Origin of the sequence: Roseomonas indoligenes (genome assembly GCF_017813365.1) — a bacterium.
In the GTDB taxonomy this organism is placed as follows: domain Bacteria; phylum Pseudomonadota; class Alphaproteobacteria; order Acetobacterales; family Acetobacteraceae; genus Roseomonas; species Roseomonas indoligenes.
Window position 1 is genome coordinate 388,261 of sequence record NZ_JAGIZA010000004.1, and the last position, 17,506, is coordinate 405,766.

At 70.0% G+C, this 17,506-nt stretch carries 16 protein-coding genes; 3 read left to right on the forward strand and 13 right to left on the reverse strand.

Annotation, left to right across the window (positions count from 1 at the left end):
• Positions 1-792 carry a nucleoside triphosphate pyrophosphohydrolase gene (mazG, locus tag J5Y10_RS09310; RefSeq protein ID WP_342452881.1) on the forward strand — a complete coding sequence of 264 codons (792 nt, stop codon included), beginning with the start codon at positions 1-3 and terminating at the stop codon, positions 790-792.
• Here the strand turns inward: mazG and J5Y10_RS09315 are convergent.
• The 10 genes from J5Y10_RS09315 to dusB all read right to left on the reverse strand — a co-directional run bounded on the left by J5Y10_RS09315 (position 789) and on the right by dusB (position 12,473).
• Positions 789-1,625, reverse strand: a complete 837-nt coding sequence (locus J5Y10_RS09315) for an inositol monophosphatase family protein (RefSeq protein ID WP_209372887.1) — start codon at positions 1,623-1,625, stop codon at positions 789-791. The genes mazG and J5Y10_RS09315 overlap by 4 nt on opposite strands.
• On the reverse strand, positions 1,622-2,980 hold the full coding sequence (hflX, locus tag J5Y10_RS09320; RefSeq protein WP_209373031.1) for a GTPase HflX: 1,359 nt from the start codon (positions 2,978-2,980) through the stop codon (positions 1,622-1,624). Before hflX ends, J5Y10_RS09315 begins: the two co-directional genes overlap by 4 nt.
• Positions 2,961-3,311, reverse strand: coding sequence for an RNA chaperone Hfq (gene hfq, locus J5Y10_RS09325; RefSeq protein ID WP_209372888.1), 351 nt, complete (start codon positions 3,309-3,311; stop codon positions 2,961-2,963). Before hfq ends, hflX begins: the two co-directional genes overlap by 20 nt.
• 147 nt (positions 3,312-3,458) lie before the next feature.
• Complete coding sequence (locus tag J5Y10_RS09330) at positions 3,459-4,121, reverse strand: HAD family hydrolase (protein ID WP_209372889.1); 663 nt, start codon at positions 4,119-4,121, stop codon at positions 3,459-3,461.
• Positions 4,118-4,993 (reverse strand): D-amino-acid transaminase, encoded by an 876-nt coding sequence (locus J5Y10_RS09335; RefSeq protein ID WP_209372890.1) that lies wholly within the window; start codon positions 4,991-4,993, stop codon positions 4,118-4,120. The genes J5Y10_RS09330 and J5Y10_RS09335 overlap by 4 nt, the downstream gene beginning before the upstream one ends.
• 68 nt (positions 4,994-5,061) lie before the next feature.
• Positions 5,062-6,459 (reverse strand): nitrogen assimilation response regulator NtrX, encoded by a 1,398-nt coding sequence (gene ntrX, locus J5Y10_RS09340; RefSeq protein ID WP_209372892.1) that lies wholly within the window; start codon positions 6,457-6,459, stop codon positions 5,062-5,064.
• Positions 6,449-8,656, reverse strand: a complete 2,208-nt coding sequence (locus J5Y10_RS09345) for a sensor histidine kinase NtrY-like (protein ID WP_209373032.1) — start codon at positions 8,654-8,656, stop codon at positions 6,449-6,451. The genes ntrX and J5Y10_RS09345 overlap by 11 nt, the downstream gene beginning before the upstream one ends.
• Before the next feature lie 79 nt (positions 8,657-8,735).
• Positions 8,736-10,181 carry a nitrogen regulation protein NR(I) gene (gene ntrC / locus J5Y10_RS09350; protein ID WP_209372894.1) on the reverse strand — a complete coding sequence of 482 codons (1,446 nt, stop codon included), beginning with the start codon at positions 10,179-10,181 and terminating at the stop codon, positions 8,736-8,738.
• 25 nt (positions 10,182-10,206) lie between these two features.
• Positions 10,207-11,346, reverse strand: coding sequence for a two-component system sensor histidine kinase NtrB (locus J5Y10_RS09355; RefSeq protein WP_209372896.1), 1,140 nt, complete (start codon positions 11,344-11,346; stop codon positions 10,207-10,209).
• Between the two features lie 11 nt (positions 11,347-11,357).
• Entirely contained in the window at positions 11,358-12,473 is a 1,116-nt protein-coding gene (gene dusB, locus J5Y10_RS09360; protein WP_209372898.1) for a tRNA dihydrouridine synthase DusB, read from the reverse strand.
• Between the two features lie 138 nt (positions 12,474-12,611).
• Here dusB and J5Y10_RS09365 point away from each other — a divergent pair, with 138 nt between their 5' ends.
• Entirely contained in the window at positions 12,612-13,757 is a 1,146-nt protein-coding gene (locus tag J5Y10_RS09365; protein WP_209372900.1) for a bifunctional 2-C-methyl-D-erythritol 4-phosphate cytidylyltransferase/2-C-methyl-D-erythritol 2,4-cyclodiphosphate synthase, read from the forward strand.
• 64 nt (positions 13,758-13,821) lie between these two features.
• On the opposite strand, the gene J5Y10_RS09370 is transcribed toward J5Y10_RS09365, so the two are convergent.
• Entirely contained in the window at positions 13,822-14,955 is a 1,134-nt protein-coding gene (locus J5Y10_RS09370) for an acetoin utilization protein AcuC (protein WP_209372902.1), read from the reverse strand.
• Between the two features lie 62 nt (positions 14,956-15,017).
• On the opposite strand from J5Y10_RS09370, the gene J5Y10_RS09375 reads away from it, so the two are divergent.
• Positions 15,018-15,272 carry a DUF2171 domain-containing protein gene (locus J5Y10_RS09375; RefSeq protein WP_209372904.1) on the forward strand — a complete coding sequence of 85 codons (255 nt, stop codon included), beginning with the start codon at positions 15,018-15,020 and terminating at the stop codon, positions 15,270-15,272.
• Positions 15,273-15,277: 5 nt separating this feature from the next.
• Here the strand turns inward: J5Y10_RS09375 and J5Y10_RS09380 are convergent, their stop codons facing one another.
• Positions 15,278-16,465, reverse strand: a complete 1,188-nt coding sequence (locus J5Y10_RS09380; RefSeq protein ID WP_209372906.1) for an acetyl-CoA acetyltransferase — start codon at positions 16,463-16,465, stop codon at positions 15,278-15,280.
• A gap of 62 nt (positions 16,466-16,527) precedes the next feature.
• Entirely contained in the window at positions 16,528-17,364 is an 837-nt protein-coding gene (locus J5Y10_RS09385) for a flagellin (RefSeq protein WP_245214461.1), read from the reverse strand.
• Between the last annotated feature and the right edge of the window lie 142 nt (positions 17,365-17,506).

Here is a 17,506-nt window from a genome sequence, read left to right on the forward strand (position 1 = left end):
GTGAGCGCGGCCGCTGAGGAGCTGGATCGTCTGCTCGCCATCATGGTGCGGCTGCGGGCGCCCGATGGATGCCCATGGGACCGTGTGCAGGATTTCGCGTCGATCGCGCCTTACACGGTGGAGGAAGGCTACGAGGTTGCGGAGGCCATCGGCCGGCGCGATCCGGCCGCGCTGAAGGACGAGTTGGGGGATCTCCTGTTCCAGGTCGTCTACCACTCTCAGATGGCGAATGAGGAAGGCGACTTTGGCTTTTCTGATGTTGCAAAATCCATCAAGGACAAAATGATACGGCGCCATCCTCATGTCTTCGGAGAGGAGGCCGCGCGGGACGCGGAAACCCAGATCGAGGCCTGGGAGGTCCAGAAAGCGGCCGAGCGGGCTGCTCGGGCGGAGACGGGAACGCTGGCCGGAGTGGCAGTGAACCTCCCTGCCCTCACCCGCGCTCTGAAGCTGACCCGCCGGGCGGCGCGGGTCGGGTTTGACTGGCCGGACGCTGGGGCCGTGCTGGACAAGCTGGAGGAAGAGGCCGGCGAGCTGCGGGCTGAACTGCCCGGGGCTGATCCGGCACGACTGGCGGATGAACTCGGCGACCTGCTGTTCGTGCTGGCGAACCTGGCGCGGAAGTTGGACCTGGACCCGGAGACCTGCCTGCGCGGCGCAAACGCGAAGTTCGAACGACGTTTCGGCGCAGTGGAGGCCGGGCTTGCGGCAGAGGGCCGTGGGCCGGCGGATGCTTCGCTGGAGGAGATGGAAGCGCTCTGGGCGGCGGCGACGCGGGCCGAGCGGGCTTAGTCGCCGAGCAGCGCCGCCCTCGCTTCATCCCAGCTCGCGCGGTCCGGGGTGCAGATCAGGCCGCCGGCGCGGTCGGTGGCCGGGATATAGAGCGTGCCGTCGAAATGGGCGGCGAAGCCACCGGATTCCCGGTGGATCAGCCACCCCGGCGCATGGTCCCAGGGCATGAGCCGGTTATAGAGCGAGAGGTGAATGTGGCCGGTCGCCAGCAGGCGGTACTCCTGCGCGGCGCAGCCGAGCTGCCAAGTCTTCGCGAGTCGGGGCAGCCGGGCGGCGACGTGGCTTTTCTGGGGTTCCCTAAGGTAGCCGTAGGAGACGCAGCCCGTCATGTGACTCACAGGCACGGGCGGCGCGACGTGGAGCGCGGGCCCGCGGCGGCCGTCCTCTCCGGCGATCCAGGCCCCCTCGCCTTCCGCTGCCATCAGCGTATCGGCGCCCACTGGATCGTGCACCCAGGCCGCGACCACGCGGCCCTCCACGAAGGCCGCGGCCATGCAGCCGAAGATCGCCATTCCCGCGGCGAAGTTCGCAGTGCCGTCCACCGGGTCCACGACGAAGGCGAGCGGCGCGTCGGCGAGGCGGGCTAACAGGGCGGGATCGGCGGCGCAGGCCTCCTCTCCTACTACGACGCAACCGGGGAACCGTTCCTGCAGGGCGGCGGTGATCATCCGCTCGGCGCCCTCATCCGCATCCGTCACCATGTCCAGCGGGCCGGACTTGGTGCGGATGTCGGCGGCAGCGAGGTGCCGGTAGCGGGGCAGGATCTCGGCAAGCGAGGCCGCGCGGAGGACAGCGTCCACCTCCGCCAGGGCAGCAGCGTCGAAGCGAGTCACGCGATGCCACCCTCCCCGGTTCCCTGGCTTCCCACGTGATCCATGCCGGCGAACCGATCCCGGTTGGCCGGGGAGAGGCGGACGGAGAGGTGGATGCCGTCCTCCGTGTCCTCCCGCTCCACGACCTCGCCGTGCTGGTAGAGCCAAGCGAGGCCGGCGCCGTCCTCCGGCGCCAGGGTGATCTGCTCCAGCACCATGCTCGCGGCCAGGCGCTCGTCCAGGAGGAGGCGAAGTGTCTCCAGCCCATCCCCCGTCAGCGCGGAGACGGCAACGGTGCCGGGAATCGGCGGCAGCGGCTCCTCCAGGAGGTCGGTCTTGTTCAGCACCTCGATGAGGCGTCCCTCCCACGTCTCATCCAGCGCGGCGTCAGGACCCGTCGCGAGATCGTTCAGCACCTCCAGCACGTCGGCGCGCTGCGCGGCGCTGTCGGGATGGGCCATGTCGCGGACATGGAGGATGATGTCGGCTGCCGCCACCTCCTCAAGCGTGGCGCGGAAGGCCTCGACAAGCTGCGTGGGAAGTTCGGAGATGAACCCGACCGTGTCGGAGAGGATGACGGTGCGGCCTGACGGCAGGCGAATGGCCCGCATGGTCGGGTCCAGCGTGGCGAAGAGCTGGTCCTGGGCATAGACCCCGGCGCCGGTCAGGGCATTGAACAGGGTGGACTTGCCGGCATTGGTGTAGCCGACCAGAGCGATTACGGGGTACGGCACCTTCGTGCGGGCCTTGCGGTGCAGGCCACGGGTGCGGCGCACCTGCTCCAGCTCCTTCTTCAGCTTCACGATCCGCTCGTCGATCAGCCGACGGTCGATCTCGATCTGCGACTCACCGGGGCCCCCGAGGAAGCCGAAGCCGCCGCGTTGCCGCTCAAGGTGGGTCCAGGAGCGGACGAGGCGGGTGCGCTGGTAAGATAGGTGGGCGAGCTCGACCTGCAGCGAGCCCTCCTTCGTGCGGGCGCGCTCTCCGAAGATTTCCAGGATCAGGCCGGTGCGGTCGATGACCTTGCAGCCCCAGGCGCGCTCGAGGTTCCGTTGCTGCACGGGCGTGAGGGCGGCGTCCACCACGGCCACCTGGACGCCCTGCGCGGCCATCGCGGCGCGGGCGGCCTCCACTTGGCCCTCGCCCAGCAGGGTGCTGGGCCGGCGGGCGCGAAGCGGGAAGATCGCGGTATGGACGATGGCGACGCCGATCGAGGCGGCGAGGCCGACCGCCTCCCCTAGCCTCGCATCGGCGGCGCGGGTACCGCCGCGTCCATCGGTGATCCCCCGCTCCACAAGGCTCGGGGGACGTTCCCAGGGGAGGATGACGGCGGCGGGGGTCGGCCCCGCGACCCGGTCAGTCGTGGCTTCCGACAGGGCTCGGCTCGCGCGGCGTAAGGGTCATCGTGGTCTCTCGAACGGGGGCGCCGCCCTGGGTTGGCGACGGGGCGGCGGGACCGGCTCCGGCGCCGGCAGAGGCGGCGTCGAACAGCATGATCGGGGCACCCGGCATCACGGTGCTGATCGCGTGCTTGTAGACGAGTTGGGTATGCCCGTCACGGCGCAGCAGCACGGAGAAGTTGTCGAACCAGGTGATGATGCCCTGCAGTTTCACGCCGTTCACCAGGAAGACGGTGACGGGGGTCTTGCTCTTGCGAACATGATTCAGGAACACGTCCTGCACGTTCTGGGACTTCTCGGCAGCCATTGGCTGATGTCCTTCTTCTTTAAGTCGCCCGGCCTCCTCGTTTCGGGCGGCCGTGGCGGAATGGGCGCGGCTTTTTTTCGCGGTCCGGCATTCAGCCGTCCCGCCCCGACCGGGCGCGCATCCTCGCCCTTGTCGGGACCGGCAGACTCACCCGTCTGCGTGCGCCTTGTCCAGCGCGGATAACGCATCCGTCATCTGCGCGGCGGTGAGGAAGTGCAACGCGGCGCTCGCATGGGCCGGGCCGCCGTCATGGGCCGCGTCGCCCAGCAGGACGGGGAGGCAGCCGGCGCGCCGGGCGGCATCCATGTCCAAGGCGTTGTCGCCGACATACCAGACCGCCGTATTCGGGGTCGTGCCGCAGGCCGCGCAGGCAACACGCATCGGGGTCGGGTCGGGCTTGTCGGCCGCGCAGTCGCCGGCGCCGACGAGGGCCCGGAACAGGGGGGACCAGCCGAGATGGGCGGCTTCGGCCCGGAGAAGGGATCCGCCCTTGTTGGAGAGGACGGCCATGGGGGCGATCCGCGCGGCCCGGCGCAGCGTCTCCTCGACGCCGGGCATGGGGCGCAGCACCTCAAGGTGGGTGGCGCGGACGGCGGCGTAGAAGATGTCGCGCGAGTGTTCCCAGCGGTCGCCGAAGATGGCGGGAAAGCTGTCGCGGAGGGACTTTCGGACCCGTTCCTTCACCTCGTCCAGCGTCCATTCCGGCAGGCCGGCGTCACGGAAGGCGGCGTTGAGGCCGGCGCGGATGGCGGGCCACCCGTCGGCCAGGGTGTTGTCCCAGTCCCAGACGATCGCCGAGGGCCGGATCATGCGGCATTCCGCGGGGCGCCCTTCGCGTGGCGGGCAAAGATGTCGAAGAGCTGGCGGGTGACAGGACCGGCGATGCCGTCGCCGACCGGCTTGCCGTCGATGGCAAGGACGGGCTTCACGAAGGAGCCGGCGGAGGTGATGAAGGCCTCGCGGGCCCGGAATAGCTCATCCAGCGTGACCGGACGCTCCTCCGCGCGAAGACCGGCCTCTGCCATTTCCGCCAGCAGCGCAGCGCGTGTGCAGCCCGGAAGGATCGTGTTGCTCAGGGGTGGGATGCGGACCACGCCGTCCTCGTCCACGGCCCAGAAGCTCGTCGCTGCGCCCTCCGTCACCACCCTCGTCGCGGGGTCGAAGAGGATCGCCTCCCCTGCCCCGGCCTCCTTAGCCGCCTGGCGCGCGAGGACGTTGGGCAGCAGGTTCACGCTCTTGATATCGCGGCGGGCCCAGCGATGGTCGGGGTGGGTGATGGCGGCGATATTCCAGCCCTCGATCGTTTCTGGATAGGCCGGGGCGCGGCGGGCGGTGACGACGAGGCTGACGGGAGGCGCGACCTTCGGGAAGGCGTGATCGCGGCGGGCGACTCCCCGACCGACCTGCATGTAGACGAGGCCGTCCCCGGTGATGCGGTTGCGGCGGACCACCTCGCGCAGCACCAGCCTCAGCGTGGCCAGCGGCATCGGCATGGCGATGCGGATCTCGCGCAAGGACCGTTCCAGGCGGGCGAGGTGCAGGTCCTCGTCGAGGAAGCGGCCGGCGTGGATCTGCACCACCTCGTAGATGCCGTCGCCGAACTGGTAGCCGCGGTCCTCGATGTTCACGCAGGCGTCGCGCTGCGCGACGTAGCGCCCGTTGACATAGGCGATGCGGGACACGGGAACCCCTTCCGAGCGGATGACGAGGGCCCGTCCCTACTCCGGGGATGGGACCCTGGCCAGGGGCCTCAGGCGTTCGCCCGGTCCTCGGCCTGCACGCCCAGGAACTTCAGTTTCCGGTGCAGGGCCGAGCGCTCCATCCCGACGAAGTTCGCAGTGCGGCTGATGTTGCCGCCGAAGCGAAGGAGCTGGGCCTCAAGGTACTGCCGCTCGAACAGCTCGCGCGCATCGCGCAGCGGCAAGGTCATGATTTCGCTGCTGCGGTCCAGCTTCAGCATGGCCGGGGCCGAGGAGCCGACCTCCGGGGGCAGCATCTCCGGCCGGATCGGGTCGGCGGGACCGCCCGGGGCCATGATAAGCAGCCAGTCCACGAGGTTGCGGAGCTGGCGGACGTTGCCCGGCCAATCATAGGCCTGCATCGCCGCCATCGCGTCCTCGCTGATCTCCCGCGGGGGCACGCCGGAGTTCTCGGCGGACTTGGCCATGAAATGGCGCGCCAGGGCCGGCACGTCCTCCCGCCGCTCCCGCAGCGAGGGCATGCGGATGGGAACGACGGCGAGGCGGTAGTACAGGTCCTCGCGGAACTTGCCGGCCGCGATCTCCGCGGAGAGATCGCGGTTGGTCGTGGCGGTGACGCGCACGTCCACCTTCACCCGGGTCGCGCCGCCGATACGTTCGAAACCCTGCTCCTGCAGCGCGCGGACGATCTTGCCCTGGGTCTCCAACGGCATGTCCGCCACCTCGTCCAGCAGCAGCGTCCCGCCATGGGCGCGCTCCAGCACGCCCTGGCGGCGGGGCTGGGTCACGGGGTCCGGTCCGCCCTCCACCCCGAACAGCTCCTCCTCGAAGCGGGCGGGGTTCAGGGTCGCGCAGTTCAGCGCCACGAAAGGCTCGTCGGCGCGGCGGGAGCGGGCGTGGATCATCCGCGCCGCGACCTCCTTGCCGGAGCCGGCCGGGCCGGTGATGAGCACGCGCGAGCCGGTGGGCGCCACCTTCTCGATCGCGCCGCGGATGCCCACGACGAGAGAGGAGGTGCCGACCAGCTCAGTCTCGGAGCCGCTGCGGAGCTTCAGCTCGCTGTTCTCGCGCTTCAGGCGCGCCGCCTCCAGCGCGCGGGCAACGATGAGCAGCAGCCGGTCCGACTTGAAGGGCTTCTCGATGAAGTCGTAGGCGCCCTGCTGGATGGCCTGCACCGCCGTCTCAATGGTGCCGTGGCCGGAGATCATCACCACCGGCACGCGCGGCTCCTCCCGGTGCAGCGCCTCCAGGATGCCCAGCCCGTCCAGCCGGGAGTTCTGCAGCCAGATATCGAGGATGACCATGCTCGGGCGCTTCTGCCGGAAGGCCGTCAGCGCCTGATCGCTGTTCGCCGCCTGACGCACCTCATAGCCCTCGTCGGCCAGCACGCCGTCGATCAGGGCGCGGATGTCCGGCTCGTCGTCCACGATCAGGATGTCATGCGCCATGGCGCAGCATCTCCGTTCCCTGTTCCTGCATACCCTGAGGCAATCCGTCCCGCTCCGCGGTTTCCTTGGGAGGCGCCTCGTCCAGGGGCAGGGTCAGGGTGGCCCGGGCTCCCCCATCTGTCCCATCCGCGAGCGCCAGCCCACCGCCATGGTCCTCCATGATCTTCTTCACGATGGCAAGCCCAAGGCCGGTGCCCTTGGCCTTGTGGGTCACATACGGTTCCGTGAGGCGGTCCCGCTCCCCGTCCCCGGGCAGGCCGATGCCGTTGTCCTCCACGGAGACGTGAAGCCAGCCGCGGGTGGCCACCATCTCCACCGTCACCCGCCCGCCCGCCTCACCCTCCGGACGCATGGCGACGGCGTCGGCGGCGTTCTGGAGGAGGTTGGTGAGCGCCTGGTTCATCAGCCGGCGGTCGCAGCGGACGGAGATCGCCTCCTCCGGCGCACGGAACTCATAGGTGATGGACGGGTGGGCGTCGCGCTGCAGGACCAGCGCCTCCCGCACCAGCTGGGCAGGGTTCTCCGGGCGGATCACCGGCTGGGGCATGCGGGCGAAGGCCGAGAACTCGTCCACCATGCGGCCGATGTCGCCGACCTGCCGCACGATGGTGTCCGTGCAGGCGCGGAAGGTATCGGGGTCGTCGGTAATCTGCTTGAGGTAGCGCCGCTTCAGCCGCTCCGCCGAGAGCTGGATGGGGGTTAGCGGGTTCTTAATCTCGTGGGCGATGCGCCGCGCCACGTCCGCCCAGGCCGCCATGCGCTGGGCGGAGAGAAGGGCGGTGATGTCGTCGAAGGTCAGCACGTAGCCGGAGAGCCCGCCGGCGTCGAACTCCGCGCCGATCCGGGCCAGCAGCGTGCGGCGGCCGGAGGGGCCCATGATCGGGATCTCCTCCGTCCGCGGCTTCTCCGGCATGGCGGCGGCACCGGCGAGGATGCCCCGGAACTCGGGCGCAACCTCCGAAAGCGGCTGGCCGATCGCGGCCTCCAGGTCCTGTCCGAGCAGCTCGCTCGCCGGCCGGTTCGGCAGGTTGATGCGGCCCGCGGCATCAAGGCCGATCACGCCTGCCGAAACGCCGGCAAGCACGCTCTCCGTGAAGCGCCGCCGGTCGTCCAGCTGCCGATAGGCCTCCAGCAGCTCGCTCCGCTGGGCGGCGAGCTGGTTCGTCATGCGGTTGAAGGCACGGGAGAGGGAGCCGACCTCGTCGTCCGGCCGCCCCTCCTCAACCCGGACGGAGAGGTCGCCTCCCCTCACCCGCTCCGCCGCGTTGATGAGGCGGGAGATGGGCCGGGCGATCTGGTTCGCCATGACAAGGCCGATCAGCACCGCCGCCAGCAGCACGAGCAGTGTGGCGATGGCGAAGATCATCACGAAGGTGATCTGCAGGCCGGAGCGGTTGCGGTCCAGCTGGTCATATTCCTGGAAGGCCAGCTCGGTGCGCTGCATGTGCTCGATGATCGAGGGATCGAGCGGGCGGCCGATGATGAGCATCAGTCCCGGCTCGATATCGAGGGCAACGAGGCCGCGCACGCGCCCTTCCTCCCCCTCCTGCTGGAGAACGGCGACGTCGCCCTGGCGGGCGATCTCCATCGCCCAGGCCGGGGGTGTATCAACGACCAGGGCATTGCCGAGCCCGGCATTGGCGATGACGCGGCCCAGCACCGGCTCAAAAACCGAGGCGTCGGTGAGGCCGCGCAGCGCGGTATGAGTGGCCAAGACCCGGCTGAAGGCCACCGTGTTGTCCGGCAGCAAGGGGGCGGCGCGGTTCAGGTCCGCGGCCATGGCCAGGGCGTCGGCGCGGATGGTGTTCCTGTTCTCGTCCAGATAGGCGCGGGACGCGACGAGGCTGGCCTCCAGCGTGTCGCGCACCTTGTCGGAAAACCAGGCCTGGATGCCGAGCTGGAAGAAGACGGTCGCGAAGACCGCTACAAGCAGGGCCGGCACCACGGCGACGCCACCGAGCAGGAGCACGAGCCGGACATGCAGGCGCGAGCCGGCACCACCCCGCCGCCGCTCCGCCCAGACGCGCACCAGGCGGCCGGCGAGGCTGGCCGCCAGCAGCAGCACGAAGGCGGCATTGACGAGCACGAGGCCGGCGGTCTGGCTCGGCGTGACCTCGCCGAAGGGGCTGCCTCCGGCCAGCACGGCGAAGGAGGCGATGCCGACGGCGAGCGCGCCCAGGGCGAGGGCGAGCGTCATCACCCGGCCGAGCAGGCGGTCCGCCAGGCGACGGGCGACGCCCTTCGGTCGGCGCGGGTCCCGTGTCACCGGCCGGGCCTCAGGAGAGGCCGCGCACCACCGGCAGCTCCAGCTCCCGGATCTTCTTGCGCAGGGTGTTGCGGTTAAGCCCGAGCATCGCCGCGGCCTTGATTTGGTTGCCGCGGGTATTGGCCAGGGCAAGGCGCAGCAGCGGCCGCTCCACCTCGGCCAGGACGCGCTCATACAGGTCGCGCACCGGCAGGCCGTCGCGGTGGGCGCTCATGAAGGTGGCGAGGTGGCGCTCCACGGCCTGCTCAAGCGTCTCGGGCGCGGCAGCGGCGGTGGGAGTTCCCGGGGCCGGCTCGGCCTCGGACAGCTCGGCCGCCACCGCGTCCTCACCGATCACCTCCTGCGGGTAGAGGGCGGCGAGGCGGCGCATCAGGTTTTCCAGCTCGCGCGCGTTGCCGGGCCAGGGATGGACCTTCAGGCGCTCCACTGCATCGTTGTCCAGCGACTTCGCCGGCAGCCCTGCCGCTTTCGCGCGGTCGAGGAAGTGGCGGGCCAGTAATGGGATGTCCTCGGCTCGTTCCCGCAGGGGCGGCAGGCGGATCGGGACGACGTTCAGACGGTAGAACAGGTCCTCTCGGAACACGCCGGCGCGGATGGCCTGCCGCAGGTCGCGGTGGGTGGCAGCCACGATCCGCACATTGGCCTTGATCGGCGCGCGGCCGCCGACGGTGGTGAACTCGCCTTCCTGCAGAACGCGCAGCAGGCGGGTTTGGGCCTCCGGCGGCATGTCGCCGATCTCGTCGAGGAACAGGGTGCCGCCTGCGGCCTGCTCGAAACGGCCGACGCCGCGGGCCATGGCGCCGGTGAAGGCGCCGCGCTCGTGCCCGAACAGCTCCGCCTCGATCAGATCGCGCGGGATGGCCGCCATGTTCACGGCGACGAAGCTGCCGGAGCGGCGGCGGGAGTAGTCATGCAGGGCGCGGGCGACGAGTTCCTTTCCGGTGCCGGACTCGCCCGTGATCATCACCGTCAGGTCGGTCGTCGTGAGCCGGGCGACGGTGCGGTAGATCTCCTGCATCGCGGCCGATCGGCCGACGAGCGGTAGCCGCTCCTCCTCCGTCCCCTCTTCCTCCTGCTCCGGCACAGCAGCCGGGGCGGCCAGGGCGCGCTGGACCAGCGAGATCAGGTCCTTCAAGTCGAAGGGCTTGGGCAGGTAGTCGAAGGCGCCGCGCTGGGCGGCCTTCAGCGCGGTCGCGAAGGTGGACTGCGCGCTCATCACCACCACGCGCAGCTCCGGGCGCACGCGGCGGATGCGGGGCACGAGGTCCAGCCCGTTCTCGTCCGGCATCACCACATCGGTGATGACGAGGTCGCCCTCCCCGTCCTCCACCCAGCGCCACAGCGTGGCGGCGGAGGAGGTGGCGCGCACGTTGTACCCGGCGCGGCCGAGGGCCTGGGCGAGGACGGTGCGGATGGCGCGGTCGTCATCCGCGATGAGGATGGTGCGTTCGGTCATTCTTCTTCTGTGGAAGAGAGAGGCATCAGGCCGGCTGCCGTGCCCGCGGGCGGCCCTGGGGCTGCGGGGCACTGGCGGGCGGCTTGGCGAGGGAGAGGCGGAAGACCGTGCGGCCGGGGCGGCTCTCGCACTCGATCAGCCCGCCATGGTCGGCTACCAGCTTCGCGACGAGGGCAAGGCCGAGCCCCTGCCCGCCGCGCTTGGTGGTGATGAAGGGGTCGAAGAGGCTGGCGCGCACCTCCTCGTCGATGCCAGGGCCGTTGTCGCGCACCGTTACCTCCAGCGGCAGGTGCACGCGCTCCCGCGAGCCGGGGATGGCGAGGCGCACGCCGTGCCGATAGGCGGTGGTCAGGACGATCTCGCCGTCGCGCGAATCCACCGCCTCGGCGGCGTTCTTCACGAGGTTCAGCAGGATCTGCACGAGCTGGTCGCGGTTGCCCCAGACGGCCGGCAGGGAGGGATCGTACTCCTGCTGGATGCGAAGGTGGGCGGCGAAGCCCGTGCCAGCGATCCGGCGGACATGGTCCAGCACCTCGTGGATGTTCACCGCATCCCGCTCCAGCGGGCTCTCGGAGAACATGTCCATGCGCTCCACCAGATCGCGGATCCGGTCCACCTCGTCCTGGATGAGGATGCAGAGCTCCCGGTCGCCGTCCGACGCCGCCTGCTCCAGCAACTGGGCGGCGCCGCGGATGCCGGAGAGGGGGTTTTTCACCTCATGCGCCAGCATGGCGGCCATCGCGCTGGCGCCCCGGGCGGCGCCGCGGAAGTTCATCTGGCGGTCCAGCTTCTGCGCGGTGGAGCTGTCCTGCAGGGTCAGAACCACCGCGCCCGGCATTTCCGGTAGGGGTGCGCCATGGGCCGCCACGCCCTCACGATGGATCCGGGGGGAATGAAGGACGAGGTCGTGGTCGGAAATAGGGGAGTCGGCGGCGCGGACCTGGCGGACCAGGGCGGGAAGGCGTGAATCCTCGGGCAGCAGGTCCGTCAGGTGCATCTGGGCAAGACTGGCCGATGAGAGGCCGAGGAAGAGCTCCGCCGCGGGATTCGCGAAGCGAAAGCGCTCCCTCTCGTCCAGCAGCACCACCGGCACGGGCAGGGCCGATAGGAGCTGGGCCGTGCCCGGCAGGTCGAGCGCGGCGACGGAGTTCAGGCTGTCGGGCATGCCGGACTTCCTCAGGCCGCCAGCGCGGCGTCTTGACCGGCCTCCCGGCCGGCATCCCGAAACATGTCCCGTACGCCCTCCACCCCGGCCTCGATCAGCGGGCGGTAGAAGGCTTCGATGGTGGCGAGCGCGGCCTCCACGGTGTCCGCGGCGTTGATGTGGACCCGGAACTCGGCGCTCCCGGGTAGGCCGCGCGAGTACCAGGCGATGTGTTTGCGGGCGAGGCGCAAGCCGGGATCCGTGCCGTGGTGGTGGAGCATGGCGGCGTAGTGCTCCATCAGCATGGCGTGCTGGGCCTCCAGGGACGGAGGCTCCGGCATGATGCCGGTGGCCAGGTATTCCGCGACCATGCCGGCCAGCCAGGGGCGCCCATATGCGCCACGGCCGATCATCACGCCGTCCGCGCCGGACTGGCGCAACGCCTCCTCCGCGTCCTGCGGGCCGAGGATGTCGCCGTTGACGATCACGGGGATAGAAACGGCGGCCTTCACCTTCGCCACGAAGGCCCAGTCCGCCGTGCCTGTATAGAGCATCTGGCGGGTGCGGCCGTGCACCGTGACCATCTTGATCCCGCATTCCTGCGCGATCCGGGCGAGGTTCGGGGCATTCAGGCTGCTGTGATCCCAGCCCATCCGCATCTTTAGCGTGACGGGAACGCGGACGGCCTTCACCGTCGCTTCCAGGATGCGGGCGGCCTTGATCTCGTCCCGCATCAGGGCGCTGCCGGCCTGCTGGCCGATCGCGACTTTCTTCACGGGGCAGCCGAAGTTGATGTCCACCAGGGCGGCGCCGTGGTCCACCGCAAGGCGTGCGGCTTCGGCCATCACCTCCGGCTCGCAGCCGGCCAGTTGAACGCTGGCGGGGCCGCCGAAGCCGTCCGTCTCCGCCATCTTCAGGGTCTGCCGGTTCTCCCGCACCATCGCCTGGCTGGCGATCATCTCGCTGACCACCATGGGCGTGCCATGGCGGCGGGAGAGCTGGCGGAAAGGCAGGTCGGTCACGCCCGACATGGGGGCGAGGATCACCGGGCGCTCGATCCGGACACTGTCCAGGACGATCGGGCGCAGCTGCGGGCTGCCACTGGGATGAGCAGCCTCTCCGATGCGTGATGTTGTCGACATGGGCATCTGCCTATCAACCGGGCAGGCGCGCGGTCAAGCACCATCGCATGGTGGCCCTGCTGCGATGCGGAAAATGCACCGCCAGCAATTTCCCCCCGCGCCCGGCCGCACTAGGTTCCGCCCCCGAGTAAGGGGAATCGCGGCATGCGGGTGGCGGCGTTGCTGATGGCAGCCGGGCGGGGTGAGCGCCTGGGCGCGGCGGATTCGAAGCAGTTCCTTCCTCTGCTGGGCCGGCCGGTGCTGCGCCGCGCTGCGGAGGTGCTGCTGCGCGACGGGGTGGTGGATGTGATCCAGCCCGTCTGCGCGGAAGCGGAACGCGGGCGGGTGGACTCGATCCTTGCGGGGCTACCGGCGCGGCCCGCCGTGGCCGGCGGCGCCACGCGGCAGGAAAGCGTCCGGGCCGGGCTGGAGGCGCTGGCCGCCGAAGGGCCAGAGCTGGTGTTGGTCCACGACGCCGCCCGCCCCGTGGTCCCGGCGGGCACGGTCGCCGCAGTGGTGGAGGCGCTGGCCGAGGCCGAGGGCGCCATCCCCGCCCAGCCCGTGGCGGATACGCTGAAGCTGGCGGAGGGTGGCGCGATTTCGCGCACCGTGCCGCGGGAAGGATTGCACCGGGCCCAGACGCCGCAGGGCTTTCGCTTTCCCCTGCTGCTCGCCCTGCACCGAGCGGCGCCGGCGGGCGCCACGGACGACGCATCGCTGCTGGAGGCGGCCGGCCACGCCGTGCGCCTCGTTCCCGGATCGGAGGACAACGTGAAGATCACCTATCCCGGCGACCTGGAACGGATGGAGGCGGCGATGCTGCCGCGCTTCCTGCCGCGCGTGGGCACCGGATTCGACGTCCACCGGTTGGTGGAGGGTCGCAAGCTCTTCCTCTGCGGCGTGGAGGTGCCGCATTCCCTGGGGCTGGACGGGCATTCCGACGCGGATGTGGGCCTGCACGCGCTCTGCGACGCCATCTACGGTGCGCTGGCGGAGGGCGACATCGGGCGGCACTTCCCGCCAAGCCAGATGCAGTGGAAGGACGCGGACAGCACCCAGTTCCTGATCCACGCCGCCAGCCGTATCGCGGCACGAGGCGGCGTGCTCGCGAATGCCGACATCACGCTGATCTGCGAGCGGCCGAAGATCACGCCGCACGCGCCGGCGATGATCGCCCGGGTTGCGGAGCTGATGGGCGTGCCGGCGGAGCGGGTGTCCGTGAAGGCGACGACGACCGAGCGGCTCGGCTTCCCAGGGCGTGAGGAGGGGATCGCGGCGCAGGCGGCCGTCAGCATCCTCGTGCCGGCCTAAGTTACTCCTCACCTTCTGCTCGGTGTGGTCGCCGGCCCGGCCTTCGGCGGTTGGGGTCGGATCCTCAGGCCGTCGCGGGCTTGGGCAGGCCCTCCAGCACCACCTGGCAGGCGCGCGCCACCTCCTCCCGAAGGGGACCGGGGCGCGGAGAGTCGACCAGGGTTGTGGACCAGTGCTCCGGCGGATTGCGGCCGGCGGCGCGATCCCATTCCAGGGCGCGTAGCACCCCCTCTGCCGCCAGGGGCAGGCGATCCGGCATGGGATACCCGTTCAGGGTGCCCCAGACGGCGGCCCAACAACGGGCGACGGTCCAGGGATTGTACCCGCCACCGCCGGTGACGATCAGGCGCGGCGTCTCCGCCATTACGGCGCGGACCACGGCCAGGTGGCTGTTGTTGGAGAGGGAAAGGCGGGCGAGCGGGTCCTCCTCCAGCGCGTCGGCACCACATTGGAGCATCACGGCCTGGGGGCGCAGGTGCCGGATGATCGGCAGGATGGCGGCATTGAGGACATGCGCCATCTCCGTGTCGTTGAAGCCCTGGGGGACGGGGATGTTGCGGGCATGGCCGCCCGCCCTGTCTTCTAGCCGGCCGGTGAAGGGCCAGCGGCCAGCCTCGTGCACGGAGAGCGTGAAAACCCGAGGATCTTCGTGGAAGGCCAGTTGCACCCCATCGCCGTGATGCGCGTCGATGTCGACATAGACGATACGGGTCAGGCCCAGGTCCAGCCACTCCAGCAGGCCAAGCACCGGGTCGTTGATGTAGCAGAAGCCTGAGGCGCGATCCGGCATGGCGTGGTGCGTGCCGGCGCCGGGGACATGGACGATGCCGCCGTTCAGGGTCAGGCGGGCCGCCAGGATGGCGCCCCCGGCGCCGGTGGCGGGCCGGCGGAGTACCTCCGGGTAGATCGGGTTGCCGTGAGCGCCGAGATGATGGCGCTCCCGCACCTCCGGCGGGACGGACCGCTCCGCCTCAGCCTTCTTAAGCGCCGCGACATAGCCCGGCGTATGAAAACGGGCGAGTTGGGCCGGCGTGGCGCGCGGGCTGTCCAGGTAGCGGCGCGGGTCCAACCAACCGAGTGCGCGGATCAAGTCCAGCGTGGCGGGGACGCGCTGGATCGCCAGCGGGTGCTTCGGGCCATAGGAGGAGCCGCGATAGACCTCCGATCCGATCAGGAGCGGCTTCCGGCCGCCGCTCACCCGCGCATCCCCGGCCGCGCATCGCCGTTATCCGCCGGCACGGGAACGGAGGAGAGGTTTCGATGGTCGATACGACGCTGATCCGGGCGCACATGCCGGTGGTGGACTGCCGCGGCCGCCCGGTGGGCACGGTGGACGACCTGGATGCTGGCCGGATCAAGCTGACCCGCAGCGGCAGCGCCGACGGGCAGCACCACTATATCCCGCTGGCCGACATCTCCTCCATCGACGACGACAAGGTTACGTCCCAGTTGTCCTTGGAGGAAATCGAGGCGCTGTTCCGCGGCGGGGAGCAGCGCGAGCACACGGAGGGCTGAGCCCTTCAGCGCAGCCTCTCCAGGATCGAGACGTAGTTCGCCACGGCGGCACCGCCCATGTTGAAGACGCCGCCGATGGTCGCGCCGGGGACCTGCATCCCCCCGGCCTCCCCCGCCAGCTGCATGGCGGAGAGGACGTGCATGGAGACGCCTGTGGCGCCGATCGGGTGGCCCTTGGACTTGAGGCCACCCGAGGCGTTCACCGGCAGCCGGCCGTTCTTGGCCACCATCCCCTCCAGCACGGCGCGGGCCCCCTGCCCTTCCGGCACCAGGCCCATGGCTTCGTAGTCGATCAGTTCGGCGATCGTGAAGCAGTCATGCACCTCGGCGAAGGAGAGGTCGGATACACCGATCCCGGCCACCTCGTAGGCGCGGCGCCAAGCCTCCCGTGCGCCCTCGAACCGGATGACGTCGCGGGCGGAGATGGGCATCAGGTCGTTCACCTGCACCGCCGCGCGGAACTGGATGGCCTTGCCCAGCGTGGCTGCCGTCTCCGCATCGGTCAGGACCAGCGCCGCCGCGCCATCGGACACGAGGCTGCAATCCGTGCGCTTAAGCGGGCCGGCAACGATGGGGTTGCGCTCGCTCTCCGTCCGGCAAAATTCGTAGCCGAGGTCTTTCCGCATCTGGGCGTAAGGGTTGTCCACGCCGTTCCGGTGGTTCTTGGCCGCGATTGCTGCCAGGGCATCGGACTGATCGCCGTGCCGCTGGAAATAGGCCTCCGCGATCCGGGCGAAGACACCCGCGAAGCCCGCGGGGATCTCGCCTTCTTCCTTCCGGTAGGCGCAGCCCAGGAGCACGTCCCCCACCTGGGCTCCGGGGATGGCCGTCATCTTCTCGACCCCGATGACCAGGGTGAAACGCCCGCGGCCGGCGGCGAGGAAGTCTTTCGCGCCGTGGATCGCGGCGGAACCGGTAGCGCAGGCATTCTCCAGCCGGGTAGCTGGCTTGAAACGCAATTCCGGCAGGGACTGCAGCACCAGCGACGAGGGGAAGTCCTGCTTCTGAAAGCCGCCGTTGAAGTGGCCGAGATAGACCGCATCCACGTCGCCGGGGGCGATGCCGGCGTCCTCGATGGCGGCCCGGGCCACGCGGCCGATCAGCGCTTCCGCGTCCGGCGCGTCCTCCAGCCGGCCGAAGGGCGTGTGCGCCCAGCCGACGATGCAGGCCCCATTCTCGTCCGTTCCGGCCATGCTGCCCGTCCTCCCTTTTCAGGGGAGAGGATAGGCACTCGGCACGGCCGGTTCCATCGCCGTCAGCCTTTGAAGAGGCTGAGCAGGCCCTGGGGCGACTGATTGGCGATGCCCAGGGCCTGGGTACCGAGCTGCTGCTTGATCTGCAGGGCCTGGAGTGCGGCACTCTCCTTCGCGAGGTCGGCGTCGATGAGGGAGCCGAGGCCGGTGTTCAAGGAGTCGAGCTTCTCCTTGTTGTAGCTCATCTGGTTCTCGAGATAGTTCGAGGCATTGCCGAAAGTGTTCAGCGCTGTGTTCACGGCCGTCATCGTCGTCGTGAAGTTGCCGCTAGAGGCCAGGGCAGATGCGGCGCCGGCCGCGTCCGTCGGCGCCGAGGCGACCACAAGGCTGCTCGCGCCCTCAACCGCCGTCAGCGTGTAGAGCGTTGCCCGCTCGTTGCGGGTCGTGGCGATGTCGCCGCCCCCGGCACCTGTGGAGGTGGTGAGCAGGGTGCGGCCGTTATAGGTGGCGTCCGTGATGAAGTTCTGCACCTGGGTGCGGATGGAATCGTACTGGGCCTGATACTGGGAGCGCTGGCTGTCCGAGAGCGTGCCATCGGCAAGCTTGACCAGCACGCCACGAAGCTCGGTCATGGACTCGGAGACCTTGTTCAGCCCCGCCAGGGTCGTGTCCAGGATGCCCTGGACGCTGCCCATTTGCTCATTGGCGGAGGTGAGGCCGGCGATGTCTGCCCGCACGGTCTGGGCCACGGCAAAGGCCGCGCCGTCGTCCTTTGCGTCGGAGACGCGGTAGCCGGTCGAGATCCGCTTCTGCGTTGCGTTCAGCGCGTCGTTGGTGCGGTTCATCGACTGCAGCGCGACCTGCGCACCGAGGTTCGTATTGACCGAGTTCATCGCCATCGGGGTCTTCCCTTCGCGTTGGCGGGTCGTCCGCCCTCGAGGGGAGAGTGACTCCGAGGCGTGAAGGAAGGGCTAACGGCGGGAGGAGTCGTTGCGGGTTCGGCGCGTCAGGACCAGGAATCAGAAGGCCCCGGCGCAGGGC